This is a genomic window from Streptomyces sp. NPDC101118 (assembly GCF_044759445.1).
Taxonomy (GTDB): domain Bacteria; phylum Actinomycetota; class Actinomycetes; order Streptomycetales; family Streptomycetaceae; genus Streptomyces.
In genome coordinates, this window is sequence record NZ_JBIVZG010000011.1 from 51,977 (window position 1) to 71,813 (window position 19,837).

General features: G+C 73.6%; 17 protein-coding genes. 8 read left to right on the top strand and 9 right to left on the bottom strand.

The window, feature by feature from the left end; all coding sequences use genetic code 11:
• Positions 1-133: 133 nt before the first annotated feature.
• Genes egtA through egtD form a run of 4 tightly spaced genes read left to right on the top strand, consistent with a single transcriptional unit; the run spans position 134 to position 4,450 of the window.
• On the top strand, positions 134-1,432 hold the full coding sequence (gene egtA, locus ACIQUQ_RS19115) for an ergothioneine biosynthesis glutamate--cysteine ligase EgtA (RefSeq protein WP_403977125.1): 1,299 nt from the start codon (positions 134-136) through the stop codon (positions 1,430-1,432).
• Positions 1,429-2,733, top strand: a complete 1,305-nt coding sequence (gene egtB, locus ACIQUQ_RS19120) for an ergothioneine biosynthesis protein EgtB (RefSeq protein WP_403977127.1) — start codon at positions 1,429-1,431, stop codon at positions 2,731-2,733. Before egtA ends, egtB begins: the two co-directional genes overlap by 4 nt.
• Positions 2,733-3,491, top strand: coding sequence for an ergothioneine biosynthesis protein EgtC (gene egtC, locus ACIQUQ_RS19125; RefSeq protein WP_403977129.1), 759 nt, complete (start codon positions 2,733-2,735; stop codon positions 3,489-3,491). Before egtB ends, egtC begins: the two co-directional genes overlap by 1 nt.
• Positions 3,488-4,450, top strand: coding sequence for an L-histidine N(alpha)-methyltransferase (gene egtD / locus ACIQUQ_RS19130; protein WP_403977131.1), 963 nt, complete (start codon positions 3,488-3,490; stop codon positions 4,448-4,450). Before egtC ends, egtD begins: the two co-directional genes overlap by 4 nt.
• Here the strand turns inward: egtD and ACIQUQ_RS19135 are convergent.
• From ACIQUQ_RS19135 to ACIQUQ_RS19150, 4 genes are all read right to left on the bottom strand, one after another.
• Complete coding sequence (locus tag ACIQUQ_RS19135) at positions 4,345-5,220, bottom strand: lysophospholipid acyltransferase family protein (protein WP_403977133.1); 876 nt, start codon at positions 5,218-5,220, stop codon at positions 4,345-4,347. The two genes, egtD and ACIQUQ_RS19135, sit on opposite strands and share 106 nt — an antisense overlap.
• Entirely contained in the window at positions 5,217-6,044 is an 828-nt protein-coding gene (locus tag ACIQUQ_RS19140; protein WP_403977135.1) for a GNAT family N-acetyltransferase, read from the bottom strand. The genes ACIQUQ_RS19135 and ACIQUQ_RS19140 overlap by 4 nt, the downstream gene beginning before the upstream one ends.
• A gap of 1,229 nt (positions 6,045-7,273) precedes the next feature.
• Entirely contained in the window at positions 7,274-7,549 is a 276-nt protein-coding gene (locus tag ACIQUQ_RS19145) for a hypothetical protein (protein ID WP_403977137.1), read from the bottom strand.
• A gap of 782 nt (positions 7,550-8,331) precedes the next feature.
• A complete protein-coding gene (locus ACIQUQ_RS19150; protein WP_403977414.1) occupies positions 8,332-9,585 on the bottom strand; it encodes an extracellular solute-binding protein in 1,254 nt (417 codons plus the stop codon).
• A gap of 398 nt (positions 9,586-9,983) precedes the next feature.
• On the opposite strand from ACIQUQ_RS19150, the gene ACIQUQ_RS19155 reads away from it, so the two are divergent.
• On the top strand, positions 9,984-10,199 hold the full coding sequence (locus ACIQUQ_RS19155; protein ID WP_399941902.1) for a dodecin: 216 nt from the start codon (positions 9,984-9,986) through the stop codon (positions 10,197-10,199).
• 134 nt (positions 10,200-10,333) lie between these two features.
• Here ACIQUQ_RS19155 and ACIQUQ_RS19160 read toward each other — a convergent pair whose 3' ends face one another.
• Positions 10,334-10,825, bottom strand: coding sequence for a hypothetical protein (locus ACIQUQ_RS19160; RefSeq protein ID WP_403977139.1), 492 nt, complete (start codon positions 10,823-10,825; stop codon positions 10,334-10,336).
• Between the two features lie 130 nt (positions 10,826-10,955).
• Between ACIQUQ_RS19160 and ACIQUQ_RS19165 the strand changes: the two genes are divergently transcribed.
• Positions 10,956-12,026 carry an LLM class flavin-dependent oxidoreductase gene (locus ACIQUQ_RS19165; protein ID WP_403977141.1) on the top strand — a complete coding sequence of 357 codons (1,071 nt, stop codon included), beginning with the start codon at positions 10,956-10,958 and terminating at the stop codon, positions 12,024-12,026.
• Between the two features lie 16 nt (positions 12,027-12,042).
• On the opposite strand, the gene ACIQUQ_RS19170 is transcribed toward ACIQUQ_RS19165, so the two are convergent.
• Positions 12,043-12,858 (bottom strand): MerR family transcriptional regulator, encoded by an 816-nt coding sequence (locus tag ACIQUQ_RS19170; RefSeq protein WP_403977143.1) that lies wholly within the window; start codon positions 12,856-12,858, stop codon positions 12,043-12,045.
• A 75-nt stretch (positions 12,859-12,933) separates the two neighbouring features.
• On the opposite strand from ACIQUQ_RS19170, the gene ACIQUQ_RS19175 reads away from it, so the two are divergent.
• Together ACIQUQ_RS19175 and ACIQUQ_RS19180 are read left to right on the top strand one after the other, a co-directional pair.
• Positions 12,934-15,492 (top strand): ABC transporter, encoded by a 2,559-nt coding sequence (locus ACIQUQ_RS19175; protein WP_403977145.1) that lies wholly within the window; start codon positions 12,934-12,936, stop codon positions 15,490-15,492.
• A 176-nt stretch (positions 15,493-15,668) separates the two neighbouring features.
• A complete protein-coding gene (locus ACIQUQ_RS19180; RefSeq protein ID WP_403977147.1) occupies positions 15,669-16,319 on the top strand; it encodes a hypothetical protein in 651 nt (216 codons plus the stop codon).
• A gap of 56 nt (positions 16,320-16,375) precedes the next feature.
• Here the strand turns inward: ACIQUQ_RS19180 and ACIQUQ_RS19185 are convergent, their stop codons facing one another.
• The 3 genes from ACIQUQ_RS19185 to ACIQUQ_RS19195 are packed head-to-tail and all read right to left on the bottom strand — an operon-like array spanning position 16,376 to position 19,772.
• Positions 16,376-17,122: a succinate dehydrogenase/fumarate reductase iron-sulfur subunit gene (locus ACIQUQ_RS19185; protein WP_403977149.1), complete on the bottom strand. Its 747-nt coding sequence runs from the start codon at positions 17,120-17,122 to the stop codon at positions 16,376-16,378.
• The gene (locus ACIQUQ_RS19190; protein WP_403977151.1) at positions 17,119-19,065 is read right to left on the bottom strand and encodes a fumarate reductase/succinate dehydrogenase flavoprotein subunit; all 1,947 of its coding nucleotides are present in this window, start codon (positions 19,063-19,065) and stop codon (positions 17,119-17,121) included. Before ACIQUQ_RS19190 ends, ACIQUQ_RS19185 begins: the two co-directional genes overlap by 4 nt.
• A gap of 2 nt (positions 19,066-19,067) precedes the next feature.
• Positions 19,068-19,772 carry a succinate dehydrogenase gene (locus ACIQUQ_RS19195; protein WP_403977153.1) on the bottom strand — a complete coding sequence of 235 codons (705 nt, stop codon included), beginning with the start codon at positions 19,770-19,772 and terminating at the stop codon, positions 19,068-19,070.
• Between the last annotated feature and the right edge of the window lie 65 nt (positions 19,773-19,837).

Consider the following 19,837-nt stretch of genomic DNA (forward strand, 5'->3'; position numbering starts at 1 on the left):
CCGGAGGCCGCAAACCCTTTAACGCCCCGCGTTTGCCGCCCGCTTGGCGCAAACGGATCTTTGAGGGTTCGTTCGCACCGGCTTGGGTAGCCGTGGCCCGTCGGCACACGGCCTGCGACAGGAGGATCCGGCCATGCCACAGGAGTCCCGCCCGCGCGGCGCCCCTGCGTTGTGCGAGTCCGAGACGGAGGAGCTGGTCCGCGGCATCTGTTTCAAGACGGGTCCGCCCCGGTACCTCGGCGCCGAGCTCGAGTGGCTGGTGTACGACGCCGAGGCGCCCGACGACCCCGTGCCGCCCGGCCGGCTGGAGGCCGCCCACGCCGCGGCCCGTGCCCTCCCCCTGCGCTCCCGGCTCACCTTCGAGCCCGGCGGACAGCTGGAGCTGAGCTCGCGGCCCGCCCGGTCGCTGACGGAGTGCCTCGACGGCCTCCAGGCCGACCTGACCGCCGTACGGGCGGCCCTGCGCGACCGGGGCCTCTACCTCTGCGGGCTGGGCCAGGACCCGCGGCAGGCGCCCCGCCGGCTGCTCCGCGAGCCGCGCTACGACGCGATGGAGCGGTTCTTCGACCGCACCGGGCCCGCCGGCCGGGCCATGATGTGCTCCTCGGCCTCCGTGCAGGTCTGCGTGGACGCCGGGTACGAGGAGCCCGGCCCCCTCGGTCACGGGCGGCGCTGGCTGCTCGCCCACCTGCTGGGCGCGGTCCTCGTCGCCGCGTTCGCCAACTCCCCGGGCACCCAGGGCCCTTACGCGGGCTGGCGGTCCGCCCGCCAGGGCGTGTGGAGCGACCTGGACGGCCGCCGCACCCTCGCACCGCCCCTGGACGCGGAACCCCGGGCGGCCTGGGCCCGGCACGCCCTGGACACCGACGTGATGTGCGTGCGGCAGGACGACGGGCACGCCTGGGAGGTGCCGGAGGGCCTCACCTTCCGCGCGTGGGCCCGGGGCGGGGGCTCCCGGCCGCCCACCCGCGAGGACCTCGACTACCACCTGACCACGCTGTTCCCGCCGGTGCGGCCCCGCGGCCACCTGGAGCTGCGGATGATCGACGCGCAGCCGGGGGACGACGGCTGGCAGGTGCCGGTCGCGGTGACGGCGGCCCTGTTCGACGACCCGGAGGCGGCGGAGACCGCGTACCGGGCGGTCAAGGTGCTCGCCGACTCCGCCGGGACACCGGCCGCGCCGCGCAACCCGCTGTGGCGGGCCGCGGCCGTGCACGGGCTCTCCGACCCGGAGCTGCGGGCGGCCGCGGAGGTCTGCTTCCTGGCGGCCCTGGACGCCCTGCCCCGCATCGGGGCACGCCCCGGAGTCCGCGCCGCCGTGGCCGAGTTCCACGAGCGCCACGTCGCCAGGGGCCGCTGCCCCGCCGACGACCGGGCCGCCGCGCCGGCCGCCGCCCCCGCCCACCCGTACGGGAAGGAACCGCGAACGTGAACGAGGCCCCGCAGGACCCGCGGGAGCGGGCCCTGACCGCTCTGATCGCGGCGCGCGCCCGCACCACCGCGCTGACGGACTGCGTCGACGACCCCGATCTCACGGCCCAGCACTCGCCGTTGATGTCGCCGCTGGTCTGGGACCTGGCGCACATCGGCAACATGGAGGAGCTGTGGCTGCTCCGGCACGTCGCCGGGCGGGAGTCGATGCACCCGGAGATCGACCCGCTGTACGACGCCTTCGAGCACCCCCGCGCGGAGCGGCCGCGCCTGCCGCTGCTGCCTCCGGACCAGGCGCGCCGGTACGCGGCCGAGGTGCGGGGCCGGGTGCTGGACGTGCTGGAGCACGCGCCGCTGGAAGGCAGCGAGCTGGTGGAGGCCGGCTACGTCTTCGGCATGATCGCGCAGCACGAACAGCAGCACGACGAAACGATGCTGATCACCCATCAGCTGCGGAAGGGCACGGCGGTGCTGACCGCGCCGGAGCCGGAGCCGCCCGCGGGCCCGGCGCCCGCGGCGGCCGAAGTCCTGGTGCCAGGCGGTCCGTTCACGATGGGCACGTCGGCGGAGCCCTGGTCGCTCGACAACGAGCGGCCCGCGCACGAGCGCGACGTGGCGCCGTTCTGGATCGACACGGTCCCGGTCACCTGCGGGGACTACCTGGAGTTCATCACCGCGGGCGGCTACCGCGAGCGCCGCTGGTGGGCCCCGGAGGGCTGGGAGCAGATACGGACGCACGGGATCGGCGCGCCGCTGTTCTGGCGGCTGGAGGGCGGCGAGTGGGTGCGGCGCAGGTTCGGCGTCGTGGAGCCCGTACCCGTGGCCGAGCCCGTGCTGCACGTCGGCTGGTACGAGGCGGACGCGTACGCGCGCTGGGCCGGGCGGCGGCTGCCGACGGAGCCGGAGTGGGAGAAGGCCGCCCGGTACGACCCGGTCTCGGGCCGCTCGCGGCGCTACCCGTGGGGTGACGAGGAGCCGACGCCGGCCCACGCCAACCTGGGGCAGCGGCACCTGCGGCCGGCCCGGGCAGGCAGCTACCCGGAGGGCGCCTCGCCGCTGGGGGTGCGGCAGCTGATCGGCGACGTGTGGGAGTGGACGTCCAGCGACTTCACCGGCTATCCGGGCTTCCGGGCGTTCCCGTACCGGGAGTACTCGGAGGTGTTCTTCGGGCCGGCGCACAAGGTGCTGCGCGGCGGGTCGTTCGCGGTGGACCCGGTTGCGTGCCGGGGGACGTTCCGCAACTGGGACCTGCCGGTGCGCCGGCAGATCTTCTCGGGCTTCCGTACCGCGAGGGATGCCTGATGTGCCGTCATCTGGCGTACCTGGGACCGGTGGTCAGCCTCGGGCGGGTGCTGGCGGAGCCCGAGCACGGGCTGTTCCGGCAGTCGTGGGCGCCGCGCCGGCAGCGGTACGGCACGGTCAACGCGGACGGCTTCGGGGTGGGCTGGTACGCGGACCACGATCCGGTGCCGGCCCGCTACCGCAGGTACGGGCCGATCTGGGGCGACCAGTCGTTCCTCGACCTGGCGCGGGTGGTGCGCAGCGGGGCCGTGCTGGCGGCGGTGCGGGACGCGACGGTCGGCGGTGCGGACGGCGAGGCGGCGGCCGCGCCGTTCGCGGAGGGGCGCTGGCTGTTCAGCCACAACGGGGCGCTGCGGGACTGGCCGGACGCGCCGGCGCCGCTGGCCGCGGCCCTGCCGGCGGCGGCGCTGTTGTCGATGGAGTGCCGGACGGATTCGGCGTTCGTGTGGGCGATGGTGGCGCACCGGCTGCGGCGCGGCGACGACCCGGGGCAGGCGCTCGGGGAGCCGGTGCGGGAGCTGGCGGCCGCGTCGCCGGGCTCCCGGCTGAACCTGCTGCTGACCGACGGCGAGCGGATCCTCGCCACCGCGTGGGGCGATTCGCTCTGGTACCTGGCGGATCCGGCTGCCGCTCGCGTGGTGGTGGCCTCGGAGCCGTACGACGACGACCCGGGCTGGTGCGAGGTGCCGGACCGGACCCTGCTGACCGCCACGCGGACCCATGTCTCGCTGACCCCCCTCAAGGAGCCGACCCCGTGAGCCGTTTCCTGATGACCCGGACCCTGGACGAGTCCTCCGCGGAGGCCGCGCTCGGCGCGGACGTGCTGCGGGGCCTGACGTCGGAGCCCAAGACGCTGCCGCCGAAGTGGTTCTACGACACCCGCGGCAGTGAACTCTTCGAGGAGATAACCCGGTTGCCCGAGTACTATCCGACGCGCGCCGAGCGGGAGATCCTGCTGGCGCGGGCGTCGGAGATCGCGGCGGCGAGCGGGGCGCGGACGCTGGTGGAGCTGGGGTCGGGGTCGTCGGAGAAGACCCGGCACCTGATCGAGGCGATGCCTGCGCTGGACCTGTACGTGCCGGTGGACGTGAGTGCCAGCGCCCTGGAGGGCGCGGCGGAGACGCTGCTGGCGGAGCACCCGCGGCTGCGGGTGCACGCGCTGCTGGCCGACTTCACCCGGCCGCTGGAGCTGCCGGAGTCGCCGGGGCCGCGGCTGGTGCTGTTCCTGGGCGGCACGATCGGCAACCTGCTGCCCGGGGAGCGGGCGGGGTTCCTGACGGCGGTGCGGGCGATGCTGTCGCCGGGTGACGCGCTGCTGCTGGGGACGGACCTGGTGAAGGACGAGGCGACGCTGGTGGCCGCGTACGACGACGCGGCGGGGGTGACGGCCGAGTTCAACAGGAACGTGCTGGCGGTGATCGACCGCGAGCTGGACGCGGACTTCCACGCGGCGGACTTCGACCACGTGGCGGTGTGGGACCGGGAGCGGGAGTGGATCGAGATGCGGCTGCGGGCGCGTCACGAGCTGAGCGTGAAGATCCGGGCGCTGGACCTGATCGTGCCGTTCGCGGCGGGTGAGGAGATCCGTACGGAGGTGTCGGCGAAGTTCCGTCAGGACGGCGTGCGGGCCGAACTCGCGGCCGCGGGGCTGGAACTGACGGAGTGGTGGACGGACGCGGCGGGCAGGTTCGCGCTGTCGCTGGCGACGGCGGCCTGAGCGGCGCGGGCGAGGGAGCGCCGGTCGGCGTGGCGTCCGGCCGGGATCCGGGGCAGCAGGCGGATCTCGGCCGTGACGCCGCGGGCGCGGACGACCCGCCAGAGCGAGGTGCCGAGGGGGTCGTCGCCGACGAAGGCGGGGGCGGTGGCGGTGCTGCCGTCGGGCAGCCGGTAGTCGATGCGGACGGGCTGTACGGGCACCCGGGCGTCCAGCGCGGCCTGGAAGGCCGCGGGCCGGAAGCGGCCGCCGGCGCGGCCGCACCAGGTGCTGCCCTCGGGGAAGACGGTGATGCGGGTCCCGTCGAGCAGTGCGGTGGTGATCCGGTCGACGGTGGCGGGCAGGGCGCGCAGCCGGTCGCGTTCGATGAAGAGGGTGCCGGCACGGGCCGCGAGGGCGCCGAGGACGGGGTAGCCGCGCACCTCGCTCTTGGCGAGCATCCGGCCGGGGAGGGCGGTGGCGACGAGGGGGACGTCGAGCCACGAGATGTGGTTGGGGACGACGAGGCGCCCGCCCGGGGGGCCCGGGTGGCCGTACACGCGTACCCGGATGCCGAAGGCCCGGACCACGGCGGTGGCCCAGCGGCGGACGGCCGCCTCGCGGAGGGCGCGGGCGAGGGGCCGTATCAGCAGGCCGCCGGGTATGCCGAGGAGGACCACGGCGAGCCCGGCGGCCAGCCGGAGGGCGGCGCGGAGCGCGGGGACGGGCCGGTGGAACGGCTGGTCCGCGCACCCGGCCGGGGTGCAGGGGGCGGTGGGCAGCCAGGCGCTCATGCCGAGGGGGCCAGGGAGAGGAAGTGCCGGAGGTAGCGGGGGTTGGTGCGGCGCAGGGAGAGCAGCACGTACAGGTCGGCCACACCGAACTCGACGTCGTGGGCCGGCTCGCCGCAGACCCACGCGCCGAGGCGGAGGTAGCCGCGGAGCAGCGGGGGGAGTTCGGCGCGCCCGGGGCGGACGATGCCGTCGGCGTTCCAGGGGTGGTGGGGGGTGACGCGGTACTCCTCGGGGGCGAGGTTGCGTGACATTGCAGTGTCACGTGTGACGGCCGCCAGCGCGCCGCCGTCGGCGAGCGGCACGGAGCAGCAGCCGGCCAGCCAGTTGTGGCCGCTCCGGTCCATGTAGCGGGCGAGGCCGGCCCAGATGAGGGCGATCACGGCGCCGTTGCGGTGGTCGGGGTGGACGCAGGAGCGGCCGACCTCGACCAGGTCGGGGCGGATGGGCGCGAGGGCGGAGAGGTCGAACTCGCCCTCCGAGTAGAGGCGGCCCGCGACGGCGGCCCGCTCGGGCGGCAGCAGCCGGTAGGTGCCGACGACGGTGCCGGTGGTCTCCTCCAGGACGAGGAGGTGGTCGCAGTAGGCGTCGAAGGCGTCGGAGTCGATGCCGGGCTCGGGGCCGTCGAGACGGGCGCCCATCTCTCCGGCGAACACGTCGTGGCGCAGCCGCTGGGCGGCGCGGACCTCGTTCTCGTCGCGGGCGAGGCGGACGGTGTAGCGGGCCTCGTCGGCCCCGGGGCCGGCGGGGGCGCCCTGGGCGGGGATCGGGGACGGCGTGGGGACGGCGGTGCGGGCGGGGACGGGGGACAGCGGGGCGATGGTCATGGCGGCTCCTGGTCCGGGCACGGTGGCCTGGCCGGGGTGGGTCGGCCTGGCTCCTTACTTCTTCCGTGACCGGCTGGATTCGACATGACGGTGCAGGGGACCGTGGATGTGCGGATGCTGAATGGGTGGTTCGCGGCGGGGCGCGGGCGGGCGCCGGCGACCGGGCGCCCGGCACCGAGGGCGGGGCGGCCGGCACGCGGCAGCGGGGCGGGGCCGGGCTGGGCTTGCGCTGGGGCGGCCCCGGACTCCCATCTCTCACCCCAGGTGCTAAGCAGCAATCAGGACCCGTGCTCGGCATCGCCCGCAGGCACAACCTCACCCTCGCCAGACAGGCCGGCCAGCCGCACCTGCGGCGGACCTGTCCGAGGCGACTCAAAGAGCGTTTACGGACAACCCTTGGCAAGCCCTGGGCCTCGGCAGCGAACTGGGCCACGGACCGTCCTCGGCTGGCCTGCGCGCGGCCGGTGTCGACCTCCTTCTCGGTGACCTCCGCCCGCCCGGCCGGCGGGGCGGCCTTCAGACCGCAGACCGAGTGCAGCCGCTACTTGCACTTTCCGTTCTTACAGGTCTGACCACCTGGGCAGACGATGCCTGCGCAGGGGTTCTCAACACACCGGCCGTTCTTGCAGAGCTGACCGCCCGGACAAACGATCCCCGCACACTTGTCCGGTGCGAGCAGCGCTGATACAGCGGTGCCCTCAGGGCACGAGCCGCGCTCGACAAGGGGTTGCTGGACGACCGAAGCCGGCCTGGCAGGGGCGTCTGCCGACTGCGCAGAGGCCAAACCCAAGGGAGTGAGAAACAGGATGATCACGGAAGCCACGAGAGTTGTACGAGGCATACTGCACCTCCGTCCACTTCCCCTCCTTCAACCTTGCGCCGATCAAGCACGTCACACAAGAGCCCAGACAGCCACCAGCCCATCAACTGCTCGGCGGCCGTGACGGGCAAGTCCGGTGGGGCGCATGAAGCAGAGGTGTCAAGTCCCGACTTTCAGTGGGGTGCCCCGTGGCGAATGTCGGAGCGGTAGTGGAAGAGGGCCAAAAAAATGGCCGCTTGCTGATCGCCGTCCTCCTGGACGGCGCGGGCGCCTCGCTCTCCACCGCCCCGTCGCCGACGCTCCCGCCCCCACAGCCGCGAGCGTCGAGAAATACGGGCGTCGTACCCACACTTGGCTCTGCTTCCCAGCCGACCGCGGCAAGACCACCCTGCCCCGCTCGCCGGTCCCCCTACGCGTGCCGGACGACCTGGTACATCGTGTGCGAAGCCGGCGCCGGATGCGGGGCGCTGTTCCAGCCGATCTCCTCGGCGCGTTTCGCAATCGCGGCTCCCGCGGCCTGCGCTGCGGCTTCGTCCTCGAAGAAGGCGATGGAGAGGCCGTTGCCGGTGGCCGGATCAATGAGGTGGTACGCACCGTGGACACCGGGCACGGCCGCGGCTGCGTCCAGCACCCAGTCCCGGTCGTCCGTCGGCATCGGCTCCCACACCGCCACCCTCGCGATCATCCCCGGCCTCCTTCACACACCCCGGAACCTCCAGGCTGAAGGACGTCGAAGCACCCAGGTCCACGACACGCTGAAAACGACACGCCAGCCACTTCAAGCGCGCCGGGATTGGCGGCAAGAAGAGCGGCATCCGCCTCTTGGCCTCGTATTCCCCTGGAGAGGAAACCGATGGGTAGTGGGAAGCAGGACAGGTGGACGGCGAGCCCCGCACGTACACGCTGCGGGCCACCCAGGTGTACCGCAGAGAAGATCACTCCTGGCACGTCGTCCACCGGCACGCCCACACCGTGACTGACACGTAGGCTCCGGGATCGTCGGTGAAGCTGGTGAGAAAGTCGGCTCCTTCAGTACATCCAGGAGGTCGAGCACGCCCCATCGGCGCACGGCCTCGTCCTTGAGGGCCTGAAGGCCGGTCGGCTCCTCCAGAGGCTCCAGCCTCGGCACGGTGATCCACGGGTCGCCCTTGCGGGTGGTGACCTTTACCCCGCCCGCCGAGCCGTCCGCCAGCGCCGCCGACAGCCGGCATCGGCACCTCGTCGGCGGCGTCGTGGAAACGAGGCTTGCCGTCGACCTCGGCGTACGTCTCCAGCAGCGCGAGCGCGTCCATCACCGGCCGGTAGGCGCTGCTATTGCACCTGAAGCCCAACGTCCGCAACAGCGGCGGCAGCATCTGCCGATTGATGGCAGGCGGTCGGCGCATGCCTCGCCCAGACGCGCGACTGTCTGCGCGCCGAAGACGCGGTCGAAGAGACCCGGGCCGGGTCGAGAGGGGCTCGGCGGGGTCAGCGGTCGGAGCTGAGCACCCGGGTGATGGTGGCGTCGGCCGCGGCGGCTGCCCTGCGCGGGTCCTCGCCGGTGAGGACGGCGGTCATGTAGGGCTTGATCGGGTTCTTGGCCTCCACGTCCGCCCAGCGGGGCGAGGTGGGCGTGGCGCGCCCCTGCGCGGCCCCCCTGGCCATCGCCGAGGTGCCCTCGTTGTCGTCGATGACGTGGGCGAGGGTGGTCTTGTTCGGCACGTAGCTCATGGTGCGCGCCAGGTCGGTCTGCCACTTCTCCCCGATGAGGGCGGAGACGACCTCGACGGCGGCGCGGCGCCGCTCGGTGGACTTCGGGATGATCAGGTCGGAGCCGCCGGTGAAGACCGCGCCGGGCTTCGCGGCGGTCTTGCCGGGTATCGGGAAGTAGCCGAGCTTGCCGCGCAGCGCGGGGTTGAGCTCCTCGATCAGGGCGGCGCTGCCGGGCGGGGCGATGATCTGGGCGACCTTGCCGCGGGCGAACACCTCCGCCTGGGGCGGGGTTTCCTCGTCGGCGTCCTCGGGCCCGTCCCCGAGGGCCTGGAGCTCCTTGTAGAAGGCCATGCCGCGCTGCGCCTCGGGGGTGCCCAGGGCGCCGTTCCACTGGCCGTCGCCCTCGACGGCGAGCTCCCCGCCCTCGTCCCAGATGAAGCCGGCGAGGACGTACCAGTTCTGGCCGGCGAGGTAGATGCCCTGCCGGTCGCCCTGGTCCAGGCGTTCGGTGGCGCGGATCCAGTCGCGGCGGGTGGTGGGTTCCTTCGTGATGCCGGCGGCGGCGAAGAGGTCCTTGTTGTAGAGGACGACACGGTTGGCGGCGTACCACGGCACGCCGAACTGCGCCCCGTCGATGCTGCCGGGCTCGGCGAGGCCCTTGAGCCAGTCCTTGCTGCCCCAGTCGCGCAGGCCCTCCAGGGTGAGTTCGGTGAGGCCGTCGGTCTGGGCGTACTGGGCGACCTGGGTGTTGCCGACCTCGATGACGTCCGCGGTGTCCTCGCCGCGCAGGACCTTGTGGACCTTCTCGCCGATGCCGGTCCACTCCTGGATCTCGATCTCCAGGTCGATGTCCTCGTGCTCGGCCTCGAAGGCGGTGGTGAAGCGCTTCAGGAAGTCCTCGGAGGCGCTGCCCTTCATCAGCCAGACGGTGACCTGCTGCCGGCCGGCTCCCTCGCCGGGGAGGACGCCGCAGGCCGTCAGGGCCGTGGCGGCCAGGACGGCGGTGCACGCGGCGAGGGGGAAGCGCATCTTCACGAATGCCACCTTCGGGTCGATCGGAGATGGCTCGAAATTGGCATGGACCAATTGAACGGGTCAAGGGTCTCCGGCCAGGTTTTCTTCACCAAAGCCTCACGCATCGCCATTCGACTCGCGGACAGAGCATGCCAATTGGGAATTCTCACCGCAGCGACGGCGGCGAGCGGCGGAGGGTGAGGTAAGGTCCGGACCTGATTTACGACACTCACGCCGTCCAGCGGATGTCCGGGTACGGCCTCGGGGTACGGCCGCCGGGTACGGGCCCTCGTCACCCGGACGGCCGAGCCACGGCGCCGCCACGCCGGGCCGGCGGGGCCGACGCCTCGCGGGACGACGGCGCGTGGGGCACCGTGGAGTGAGGCACCAGCTCACCCCACCGGGAGTGTCACATGTCCAATCACACCTACCGCGTGACCGAGATCGTCGGCACCTCCCACGAGGGAGTGGACCAGGCGATCCGCAACGGCATCGCGCGGGCCGGCCAGACGCTGCGCAACCTGGACTGGTTCGAGGTCACCCAGGTCCGCGGGCACATCGAGGACGGACAGATCGCGCACTACCAGGTGGGGCTGAAGGTGGGCTTCCGCCTCGACGGCGAGGACTGACGCCGGGGCCGGGCGCGGTCCGGTCCGTACGGCAGGGCGCGGCACACCGGGCCGCGGCCCGGTCCCGTACGTCCGTCAGGCCGCCGCCACGTTCGGCAGGTCGCGGTCCGGTACGGCCGGACCGCGACCGGCGCTCAGGTGCGCCCCTCGCGCTCTTGCGCGTCCTTCAGCTCCGCCGAGGCCGCCGCCCAGTCGGCGCGCACCACCGGGAAGCCGGCCCGCCGGGCCGCGTCGCAGACCAGGTCGTCGTCGTCGACCAGCATCCGCACCTCCCGCCCCCGCCCGATCCGCTCCAGCGTCTCCAGCTTGGTGACCCGCGCCGGGCGGCGGTCCTGGTTGCCCCGCATCCACACCCGCCCCTCGGGCAGTTCCTGCGCGGCCAGCCAGGCGAGGGTGTCCCGGCGGCAGCGCTCCGGCCTGCCGGTCAGGTAGACCACCTCGCAGTCCTCGGCCGCCTCGACGGCCATCCGCACGCCCCGCTCCAGCGGCGGGTCCTGGGGTGCCGCGCCGAAGAACCCGGACCAGTCCCGGGGCTTGCGTTCCAGGAAGTGCTGGCGGTGCGCGGTGTCGGCGAGCGTTCCGTCGAGGTCGAAGACGGCCAGCGGCCGCCGGTGGGATTCTGTCATGTACGCCACCCTAGACAGGACCGCCGACAGGGCCCGGGAGCGGAGGCGGGAACGGAGGCGGGAGCGGAGCCTGAAGCGCGGCCGTGGACGGGCCCGGGAATCACCGGCCCGCCGCCGCGTTGAACACTCCGTGACTGCGAACCCGGCCCTGGCCGCGACCCGCTTCTCGGTCCTCGACCGCTCCCGCGTCCGCGAGGGCCACGACGGCCCCGAGGCGCTGCGCGACACCGTCGCGCTGGCCCGGTACGCCGAGGAACTGGGCTACCACCGCTTCTGGGTCTCCGAGCACCACAGCGTGCCCGGCGTCGCCGGTTCCGCGCCGACCGTGCTGGCCGCCGCCGTCGCGGGCGCCACCTCGGCCATCCGGGTGGGCACGGGCGGGGTGATGCTGCCCAACCACGAGCCCCTGGTGGTGGCGGAGCAGTTCGGCGTGCTGGAGTCGCTGTTCCCGGGCCGGATCGACATGGGGCTGGGCCGTTCCGTGGGGTTCACCGACGGCATCCGGCGGGCGCTGGGCCGGGACGTGAAGGACGCCGACGCCTTCGAGGCGCAGCTCGGGCAGCTGCTCGGGTGGCTGGACGGCACCCAGCGCGCTCACCCCCAGGTGCACGCGCGTCCCGCGGAGGGGCTGCGCGTGCCGCCGTTCCTGCTGGCGACCGGGGAGGGCGCGGGGATCGCCGCGCGGGCCGGGCTGCCGCTGGTGGTGGGCGACCTGCGGCGGCGGGACCGGCTGCTGGTGGCCGTGGAGGAGTACCGGCGCGGCTTCCGGCCCTCCGCCTGGGCGGAGCGCCCGTACGTCGTGGTCTCGGGTACGGTCGCGGTCGCCGGCAGCGACCGGGAGGCGCGGCGGCTGCTGGTCCCGGAGGCGTGGTCGATGGCCCACGCGCGGACGCGGGGCAGCTTCCCGCCCCTCGCCCCCGCCGAGCGGATCGAGGCCCTGGAGATGCCGGCCAGGGAACGGGAGCTGTACGAGTCCGGGCTCGCGGGGCACGTGCACGGCACCCCGGAGCGGGTGGCCCGGGAGCTGGCCGCGGTGGTGGCGGAGACCGGCGCGGACGAGGTGCTGGTGACGACCAGCACGTACGACCGGGCCGGCCTGCTGGACTCGTTCGCCCGGCTGGCGGACCTGGCGGGCCTGGTGCCGCGTACCGCCGACGGCACCCTGACAGACCTCGACCCGCCTGCGGGACCGGCGGGTTGAGGGACATCGGCCGGGATCAGACGAGGGGCTCCTGGAGTTCGGTCACCCACTGGCGCGGGTCGTCGGGGCATTCCAGGTAAAGCTCGCGCGCGTACCCCGCGGAACGGTGGTCCTGGGTGTCGATCCATGCCGCCAGCGCCTGGGCGGTGGGCAGCACCTCGTCCATGGAACCGCGGTGGACGAGGGTGGCGGCGCGTTCCACGGCCGGGAGGTCGACGAGGTCGAAGTCCCCGGCGCGTACGGAGGGGCCGACCGGCAGCGCGGCGTGGACGCGTACCGCCTCGCCGCCCTCCGGGGCGTCGTCGTAGTAGGCGACGGCGGGGCCGGCGGGCGTGACGCCCGCGCGTTCCAGGCGGCGGCACAGCTCGTCGAAGAGCGGGCCGACGACGGGCCCGATCCGGTCCGGGCCGAAGTTCTCCGCGGTGGCGCTCAGCTCCGCCACCCGTACCGCCTCGATGCGTTTGACCACCACGTCGTGGGCGTCCATGCGTCCCTCGCTCTCGATCGTCCGGAGCCTCGCCTCCACCTGGGCCAGCCGGGCCGCGGCGGCCGCCTGGGCCTCCTCGAGCTCGGCCCTGCGCAGCCGGAGCATGCCGCGCAGTTCGTCGGCTCCGACCTTCTCGTCGAGGATCTGCCGCACCTGTTCGAGGGTGAAGCCCAGGTCCTTGAGCGCGATGATGCGGTTGAGCCGGGTGAGCTGGGCCGCCTCGTAGGAGCGGTAGCCGGTGAAGGTGTCCACGCGGGCGGGCGGGAGCAGACCGATGGCGTCGTAGTGCCGCAGCATGCGGACGGACACGCGGCCGTGGCGGGCGAAGTCTCCGATGGTGAACATGATGCTCCTCCTGCACGGCCCCACACGGTGTAAGGGTCAAGTATCGCGGGTGGGGCGGCGCCTAGAATCGGACAAATGCACAGCCCGGAAGCCCAGCAGCCCGTCCCCGTCCGCTCCTCCGCCGGCGCGGGCCCCGTCCCCTCCCCCGCCGGCGCGGGCCCGGTCCCCTCCCCCGCCGGCGCCGACGGTCGCCCCGCCGTCGCGGGGGTGCCCGCCGCCGATCCCTTCGTGCGGGTGCGGGGCGCGCGGGAGCACAACCTGCGCGGGGTGGATGTGGACATCCCGCGGGACGCGCTGACGGTGTTCACGGGGGTGTCGGGGTCCGGGAAGTCCTCGCTGGCGTTCGGCACGATCTACGCGGAGGCGCAGCGCCGGTACTTCGAGTCGGTGGCGCCGTACGCGCGGCGGCTGATCCACCAGGTCGGTGCGCCGAAGGTCGGGGAGATCACGGGGCTGCCGCCGGCGGTGTCGCTGGAGCAGCGGCGGTCCACGGCCGGGGCCCGGTCCTCGGTGGGCACGGTGACGATGCTCTCCAACTCGCTGCGGATGCTGTACTCGCGGGCCGGCGACTACCCGGCGGGGGCGGAGCGGCTGGACTCGGACGCGTTCTCGCCGAACACGGCGGCCGGCGCGTGCCCGGAGTGCCAGGGGCTGGGGCGGATCCACCGGACCCACGAGGAGCTGCTGGTGCCCGATCCGGCCCTTTCGATCCGGGAGGGGGCGATCGCGGCCTGGCCCGGGGCCTGGCAGGGGAAGAACCTGCGGGACGTGCTGGACGCGCTGGGGTACGACGTGGACCGGCCGTGGCGGGAGCTGCCCGCGGCGGAGCGGGAGTGGATCCTGTTCACGGAGGAGCAGCCGGTGGTCACGGTGCACCCGGTGCGCGAGGCCGAGCGGATCCAACGCCCGTACCAGGGCACGTACATGAGCGCGCACCGGTATGTGATGCGGACGTTCTCGGACAGCAAGAGCGCGACGCTGCGGGCTCGGGCGGAGCGGTTCCTGACGAGCGTGGCGTGTCCGGGGTGCGGCGGGAGCCGGCTGCGGGCGGAGGCGCTGGCGGTGACGTTCGCGGGGCGGACCATCGCGGAGCTGGCGGGGCTGCCGCTGACGGAGCTGGCGGGGGTGCTGGCCGGGGCCGCGGACGGCGGGGGTGAGACGGCGCGCGTGCTGGCGGGCGATCTGCTGGCGCGCATCGGGACGGTCACCGAACTGGGGCTGGGCTACCTGTCGTTGGACCGTACGGCGCCGACGCTGTCGGCGGGTGAGCTGCAGCGGCTGCGGCTGGCGACCCAGCTGCGGTCGGGGCTCTTCGGGGTGGTGTACGTGCTGGACGAGCCGTCGGCGGGGCTGCACCCGGCGGACACGGAGGCGCTGCTCGGGGTGCTGGACCGGCTGAAGGCCGCGGGGAACACGGTGTTCGTGGTGGAGCACCACCTGGACGTGGTGCGGCACGCGGACTGGCTGGTGGACGTCGGGCCGCGGGCCGGTGAGCACGGGGGCGAGGTGCTGCACTGCGGGCCGCCGGAGGGGCTGGCCGGGGTGGCGGAGTCGGCCACGCGGCGGTTCCTGTTCGGGGAGCGGGGCGGGGCGCGGGCCGCGGAGGCGGGCGGGGACGCGGGCGGGGACGCGGGCGGCGCGGTGCGGGCGGTGCGCCGTGCGACCGGTCACATTGCACTGTCACAGGTGACGCGGAACAACCTGCGCGGTCTGGACGCCGAGTTCCCGCTCGGGGTGTTCACGGCCGTCACCGGCGTGTCCGGCTCCGGCAAGTCCACGCTGGTGGGCCGGGCGCTGGCGGAGGAGGTCGCGGAGCGGCTGGAGCGCGAGGGGGCGGCGGGCCCGGTGCGGCGGCTGGTCGAGGTGGACCAGAAGCCGATCGGCCGTACGCCGCGGTCCAACCTGGCGACGTACACGGGTCTGTTCGACACGGTGCGGAAGATCTTCACGGCCACTCCGGAGGCCCGGGCCCGCGGCTACTCGGCCGGGCGGTTCTCGTTCAACGTGGCGGGCGGGCGGTGCGAGACCTGCCAGGGCGAGGGGTTCGTCTCGGTGGAGCTGCTGTTCCTGCCGAGCACGTACGCGCCGTGCCCGGACTGTGCGGGGGCCCGGTACAACCCGGAGACCCTGGAAGTGCGGCACGAGGGGCTGACGATCGCCGACGTGCTGGGGCTGACGGTCGAGTCGGCGGTGGAGTTCTTCGCGGGGGTGCCCGCGGCGGCGCGCAGCCTGCGGGCGCTGGACGAGATCGGTCTGGGCTACCTGCGGCTGGGCCAGCCGGCCACCGAGCTGTCGGGCGGCGAGGCGCAGCGGATCAAGCTGGCCTCGGAGCTGCAGCGGGTCCGCCGCGGCCACACCCTCTACCTGCTGGACGAACCGACCACGGGCCTGCACCCGGCCGATGTGGAGGTGCTGCTGGGGCGGCTGCACGGGCTGGTGGACGCCGGGCATTCGGTGGTGGTGGTCGAGCACGACATGGATGTGGTGGCGGGCGCGGACTGGGTGATCGACCTCGGACCCGGGGGCGGCGACGCGGGCGGCCGGGTGGTGGCGGCCGGTCCCCCGGCGGAGGTGGCCTCGGCCCCGGGCAGCCGTACGGCGCCGTACCTGGCCCGGCGGCTCGGCACGGCCTGACCCGGCGGGCGCGGCCCGGCCCGGATGGCACGGCCGGCCCGGGAGACACGGCCCCCGGAGGGCACGGCCTGGGCCCAGGGGCCCGGCCAGGCCCCGGTCGGCCGATCGGCTGACCGGGGCCTGGTACGCCGTGCCGCGCGCCGGCGGCTCGGGGGTGATGGGCGACAGTGGGGCGCATGCCCCACGGATCCGCCGGTGTGCCGCGCCGCAGCATGCTGGCCGCCCTCGTTCTCGCGGGACCCGCCGCGGCCGCCGGATGTGCCGGGAGCGAGCCGCCGCCGCCCGCTCCGGGCCCGCCGCCCGGCCGGGACGCGCTGGTCATGGTGGTCCGGCACGCGGAGCAGCCGTACGCGGGGGCGCCGGGGCAGGACGCCGACGGTGAGGACGATCCGGGTTCGCTGGCGGGGCGGGGCCGGCGGCGGGCCGAGGCGCTGCCGCTGCTGTTCGCGCCGTCCCCGAAGGCTCCGCTCCCCCGTCCCGGGCTGGTGTTCGCGGTGGCCGACACGGGCCGGCACGCCGGTTCGCACCGGAGCCGGGAGACGGTCGGGGCGCTCGCGGAGTCGCTGGGCGTGAAGGTCCGGGCGGACCTGGGGCTGGGTGAGGAGGCGCGGGTCGCGGCGGCTGCGGTGGCCTCGGGCGTGCCCGCGCTGGTGTGCTGGGAGCGGGCCGGTGTTCCCGCGCTGGTGCGGGCGTTGGGCGCGGACCGGGTGCCGGGTGTGCCGGCGGAGTGGCCGGACCGGTACGACCTGGTGTGGGTCTTCACGCGCCGGTCCGGCCGGTGGTCGTTCCGGGAGCTGCCGCAGCACCTGCTGGCGGGGGACGCGTAACCCCCGTACCGACTGCGGCAACCCCCGTACCGGCTGCGGCAACTCCCCTACCGCTCCTAGCGCTTGACCTTGCGGGTGGCGCGCAGCCACTCCTTGTTCATGGCGGCGATGGAGGGCAGGGGGATGCCCTTGGGGCAGGCGGTGGCGCATTCGCCGGTGAGGGTGCAGCCGCCGAAGCCCTCCTCGTCCATGCGGGCCACCATGTCGAGGACGCGGGTCTCGCGTTCGGGCGAGCCCTGGGGCAGGACGTTGAGGTGGTTGACCTTGGCGGAGGCGAAGAGCATCGCGGAGCCGTTCGGGCAGGCGGCGACGCAGGCGCCGCAGCCGATGCACTCGGCGTGCTCGAAGGCGGAGTCGGCGTCGGCCTTGGGGACGGCGGTGGCGTGGGCCTCGGGGGCGGATCCGGTGGGGGCGGTGATGTAGCCGCCGGCCTGGATGATCCGGTCGAAGGCGCCGCGGTCGACGACGAGGTCCTTGACGACGGGGAAGGCGGCGGCGCGCCAGGGTTCGACGTCGATGGTGTCGCCGTCGTCGAAGGACCGCATGTGGAGCTGGCAGGTGGTGGTGCGTTCGGGTCCGTGGGCGTCGCCGTTGATGACGAGGCTGCAGGCGCCGCAGATGCCTTCGCGGCAGTCGTGGTCGAAGGCGACGGGCTCCTCGCCGCGCAGGATCAGGTCCTCGTTGAGGGTGTCGAGCATCTCCAGGAACGACATGTCCCGGGAGACGTTCTCGACCCGGTACGTGACCATGGCGCCGGGGGCGTCGGCGTTCTTCTGGCGCCAGACGCGCAGGTTGAGCCTCATGCGTAGCTCCGCTGGGTGGGGTGGACGTACTCGAAGACGAGGTCTTCCCGGTGCAGGACGGGGGCCTCGCCGGTGGCGGTGAACTCCCACGCGGCGGCGTAGGAGTAGGCGTCGTCCCGGCGTTCGGCCTCGCCGTCGGGGGTCTGGGACTCCTCACGGAAGTGGCCGCCGCAGGATTCAGCGCGGTGCAGGGCGTCGAGGCACATGAGCTCGGCGAGTTCGAGGTAGTCGACGACGCGGTTGGCCTTCTCCAGGGACTGGTTGAACTCCTGGCCTGTGCCGGGGACCTTGATGCGGCGCCAGAACTCGGCGCGGATCTCGGGGATGCGGGCGAGTGCCTTGCGCAGACCGGCATCGGTGCGGGCCATTCCGCAGTACTCCCACATGAGTTCGCCGATCTCGCGGTGGAAGGAGTCGGGGGTGCGGTCGCCGTCGACGGCCAGCAGGCGGGCGAGGCGGTCCTCGGTCTCGCGTACGGCGGCGACGGCCTCGGGGTGGTCGGCACCGACGGCGTCCGTGCGGGGGTGGCGGGCGAGGTAGTCGTTGATGGTGGCGGGGAGGACGAAGTAGCCGTCGGCGAGGCCCTGCATGAGGGCGGAGGCGCCGAGGCGGTTCGCTCCGTGGTCGGAGAAGTTGGCCTCGCCGATGGCGAAGAGGCCGGGGACGGTGGTCTGGAGGTCGTAGTCGACCCAGAGTCCGCCCATCGTGTAGTGCACGGCGGGGTAGATGCGCATCGGCACGTCGTACGGGTTCTCGGCGGTGATCCGCTCGTACATGTCGAAGAGGTTGCCGTACTTCTCGGCGACCTTGTCCCTGCCCATGCGGCGGATGGCGTCGGCGAAGTCGAGGTAGACTCCCTGGCCGCCGGGGCCGACGCCGCGGCCCTCGTCGCAGACGTTCTTCGCGGCGCGGGAGGCGATGTCACGGGGGACGAGGTTGCCGAAGGAGGGGTAGATCCGCTCCAGGTAGTAGTCGCGCTCGTCCTCGGGGATGTCGGCCGGGGGGCGGGTGTCGCCCTGGGCCTTGGGGACCCAGATGCGGCCGTCGTTGCGGAGCGACTCGCTCATCAGGGTGAGCTTGGACTGGTGGTCGCCGGTGCGCGGGATGCACGTGGGGTGGATCTGGGTGAAGCAGGGGTTGCCGAAGTGGGCTCCGCGGCGGTGCGCCCGCCAGATGGCGGTCGCGTTGGAGTTCATGGCGTTGGTGGAGAGGTAGAAGACGTTGCCGTAGCCGCCGGTGGCGAGGACGACGGCGTCGGCGAAGTGGGTGGAGATCTCGCCGGTGACGAGGTCGCGGGCGACGATGCCGCGGGCGGTGCCGTCGACGGTGACGAGGTCGAGCATCTCGGTGCGGGCGTGCATCTCGACGTTGCCGGCGGCGATCTGGCGGGAGAGGGCCTGGTAGGCGCCGAGGAGGAGCTGCTGGCCGGTCTGTCCGCGGGCGTAGAAGGTGCGGGAGACCTGGACGCCGCCGAAGGAGCGGGTGTCGAGGAGGCCGCCGTACTCGCGGGCGAAGGGGACGCCCTGGGCCACGCACTGGTCGATGATCTCGACGGAGATCTGGGCGAGGCGGTGGACGTTGGACTCGCGGGCGCGGAAGTCGCCGCCCTTGACGGTGTCGTAGAAGAGGCGGTGGATCGAGTCGCCGTCGTTGCGGTAGTTCTTGGCGGCGTTGATGCCGCCCTGGGCGGCTATGGAGTGGGCGCGGCGCGGGGAGTCCTGGAAGCAGAACTGGACGACGTGGTAGCCCTGTTCGGCGAGGGTGGCGCCGGCGGCGCCGCCGGCGAGGCCGGTGCCGACGACGATGATGCGGTGCTTGCGGCGGTTGGCGGGGTTGACGAGCTTGGCCTCGAAGCGGCGGCGGTCCCAGCGTTCGGCGATGGGGCCGGCGGGGGCCTTGGTGTCGGCGACGGGGGCGCCGGTGGTGTAGTCGGCGTAGGACATGGTCAGTTCACCACTCCGGTCATGACGGCGACGGGGACGGAGATGAAGCCCGCGGTCAGCACGAGGGCGAGGAGGTTTGCGGTGGCCTTGAGGGAGCGGTCGCGGGTGGCGTTGCCGGCGCCGAGGGTCTGGGCGGCGCTCCAGAAGCCGTGCCGGACGTGCAGGCCGAGGGCCAGCATGGCGGTGATGTAGATGACGTTGCCGTACCAGGTGGAGAAGGTGGCCAGCACGTTCTCGTAGGGGTGGCCGGCCCAGGCGCGCTCGTTGACGGTGAGCGTGGTGAGGTCGAGCAGGTGCCAGACGATGAACAGGCCGAGGATGATGCCGCCCCAGCGCATGGTGCGGGTGGCGTAGCTCGCGCGGCGGCGGGTGTGGGCGTACTTGACCGGGCGGGCCTTGATGTCGCGCCGGCTGAGCTGGTACGCGGAGACGGCGTGGGCGACGACGGCGGCGAGGAGCACGACGCGGGCGGCCCAGAGTCCCCAGTGGCTGTGCAGGAAGGGCTCGCCCATGTGGCGGAGCCAGTCCGCGTAGGCGTTGAAGTCCTCCGCACCGAAGAAGATCTTGAGGTTGCCCAGCATGTGGACGACCAGGTAGGCCAGCATGACCAGCCCGGAGACCGCCATGACGGTCTTCTTGCCGAGGGTGGAGTTCCAGAGGGTGCGCGGGAGGGACGGTCGTCGGTCCGTTCGCGTTGCCAGAGCCATGGCACACCACGCTAGGGAGGGGCCTCTGAAAGGTCCAAGACATGATGACGGTCATCTTGATAGGT

Excerpts from the sequence above, each read along its gene's own strand:
- egtA (WP_403977125.1), top strand. The coding sequence starts at position 134 with ATGCCACAGGAGTCCCGCCCGCGCGGCGCCCCTGCGTTGTGCGAGTCC.
- egtC (WP_403977129.1), top strand. The coding sequence starts at position 2,733 with ATGTGCCGTCATCTGGCGTACCTGGGACCGGTGGTCAGCCTCGGGCGG.
- ACIQUQ_RS19135 (WP_403977133.1), bottom strand. The coding sequence starts at position 5,220 with ATGAGCGCCTGGCTGCCCACCGCCCCCTGCACCCCGGCCGGGTGCGCG.
- ACIQUQ_RS19140 (WP_403977135.1), bottom strand. The coding sequence starts at position 6,044 with ATGACCATCGCCCCGCTGTCCCCCGTCCCCGCCCGCACCGCCGTCCCC.
- ACIQUQ_RS19145 (WP_403977137.1), bottom strand. The coding sequence starts at position 7,549 with ATGATCGCGAGGGTGGCGGTGTGGGAGCCGATGCCGACGGACGACCGG.
- ACIQUQ_RS19150 (WP_403977414.1), bottom strand. The coding sequence starts at position 9,585 with ATGCGCTTCCCCCTCGCCGCGTGCACCGCCGTCCTGGCCGCCACGGCC.
- ACIQUQ_RS19155 (WP_399941902.1), top strand. The coding sequence starts at position 9,984 with ATGTCCAATCACACCTACCGCGTGACCGAGATCGTCGGCACCTCCCAC.
- ACIQUQ_RS19160 (WP_403977139.1), bottom strand. The coding sequence starts at position 10,825 with ATGACAGAATCCCACCGGCGGCCGCTGGCCGTCTTCGACCTCGACGGA.
- ACIQUQ_RS19170 (WP_403977143.1), bottom strand. The coding sequence starts at position 12,858 with ATGTTCACCATCGGAGACTTCGCCCGCCACGGCCGCGTGTCCGTCCGC.
- ACIQUQ_RS19175 (WP_403977145.1), top strand. The coding sequence starts at position 12,934 with ATGCACAGCCCGGAAGCCCAGCAGCCCGTCCCCGTCCGCTCCTCCGCC.
- ACIQUQ_RS19180 (WP_403977147.1), top strand. The coding sequence starts at position 15,669 with ATGCCCCACGGATCCGCCGGTGTGCCGCGCCGCAGCATGCTGGCCGCC.
- ACIQUQ_RS19185 (WP_403977149.1), bottom strand. The coding sequence starts at position 17,122 with ATGAGGCTCAACCTGCGCGTCTGGCGCCAGAAGAACGCCGACGCCCCC.
- ACIQUQ_RS19190 (WP_403977151.1), bottom strand. The coding sequence starts at position 19,065 with ATGTCCTACGCCGACTACACCACCGGCGCCCCCGTCGCCGACACCAAG.
- ACIQUQ_RS19195 (WP_403977153.1), bottom strand. The coding sequence starts at position 19,772 with ATGGCTCTGGCAACGCGAACGGACCGACGACCGTCCCTCCCGCGCACC.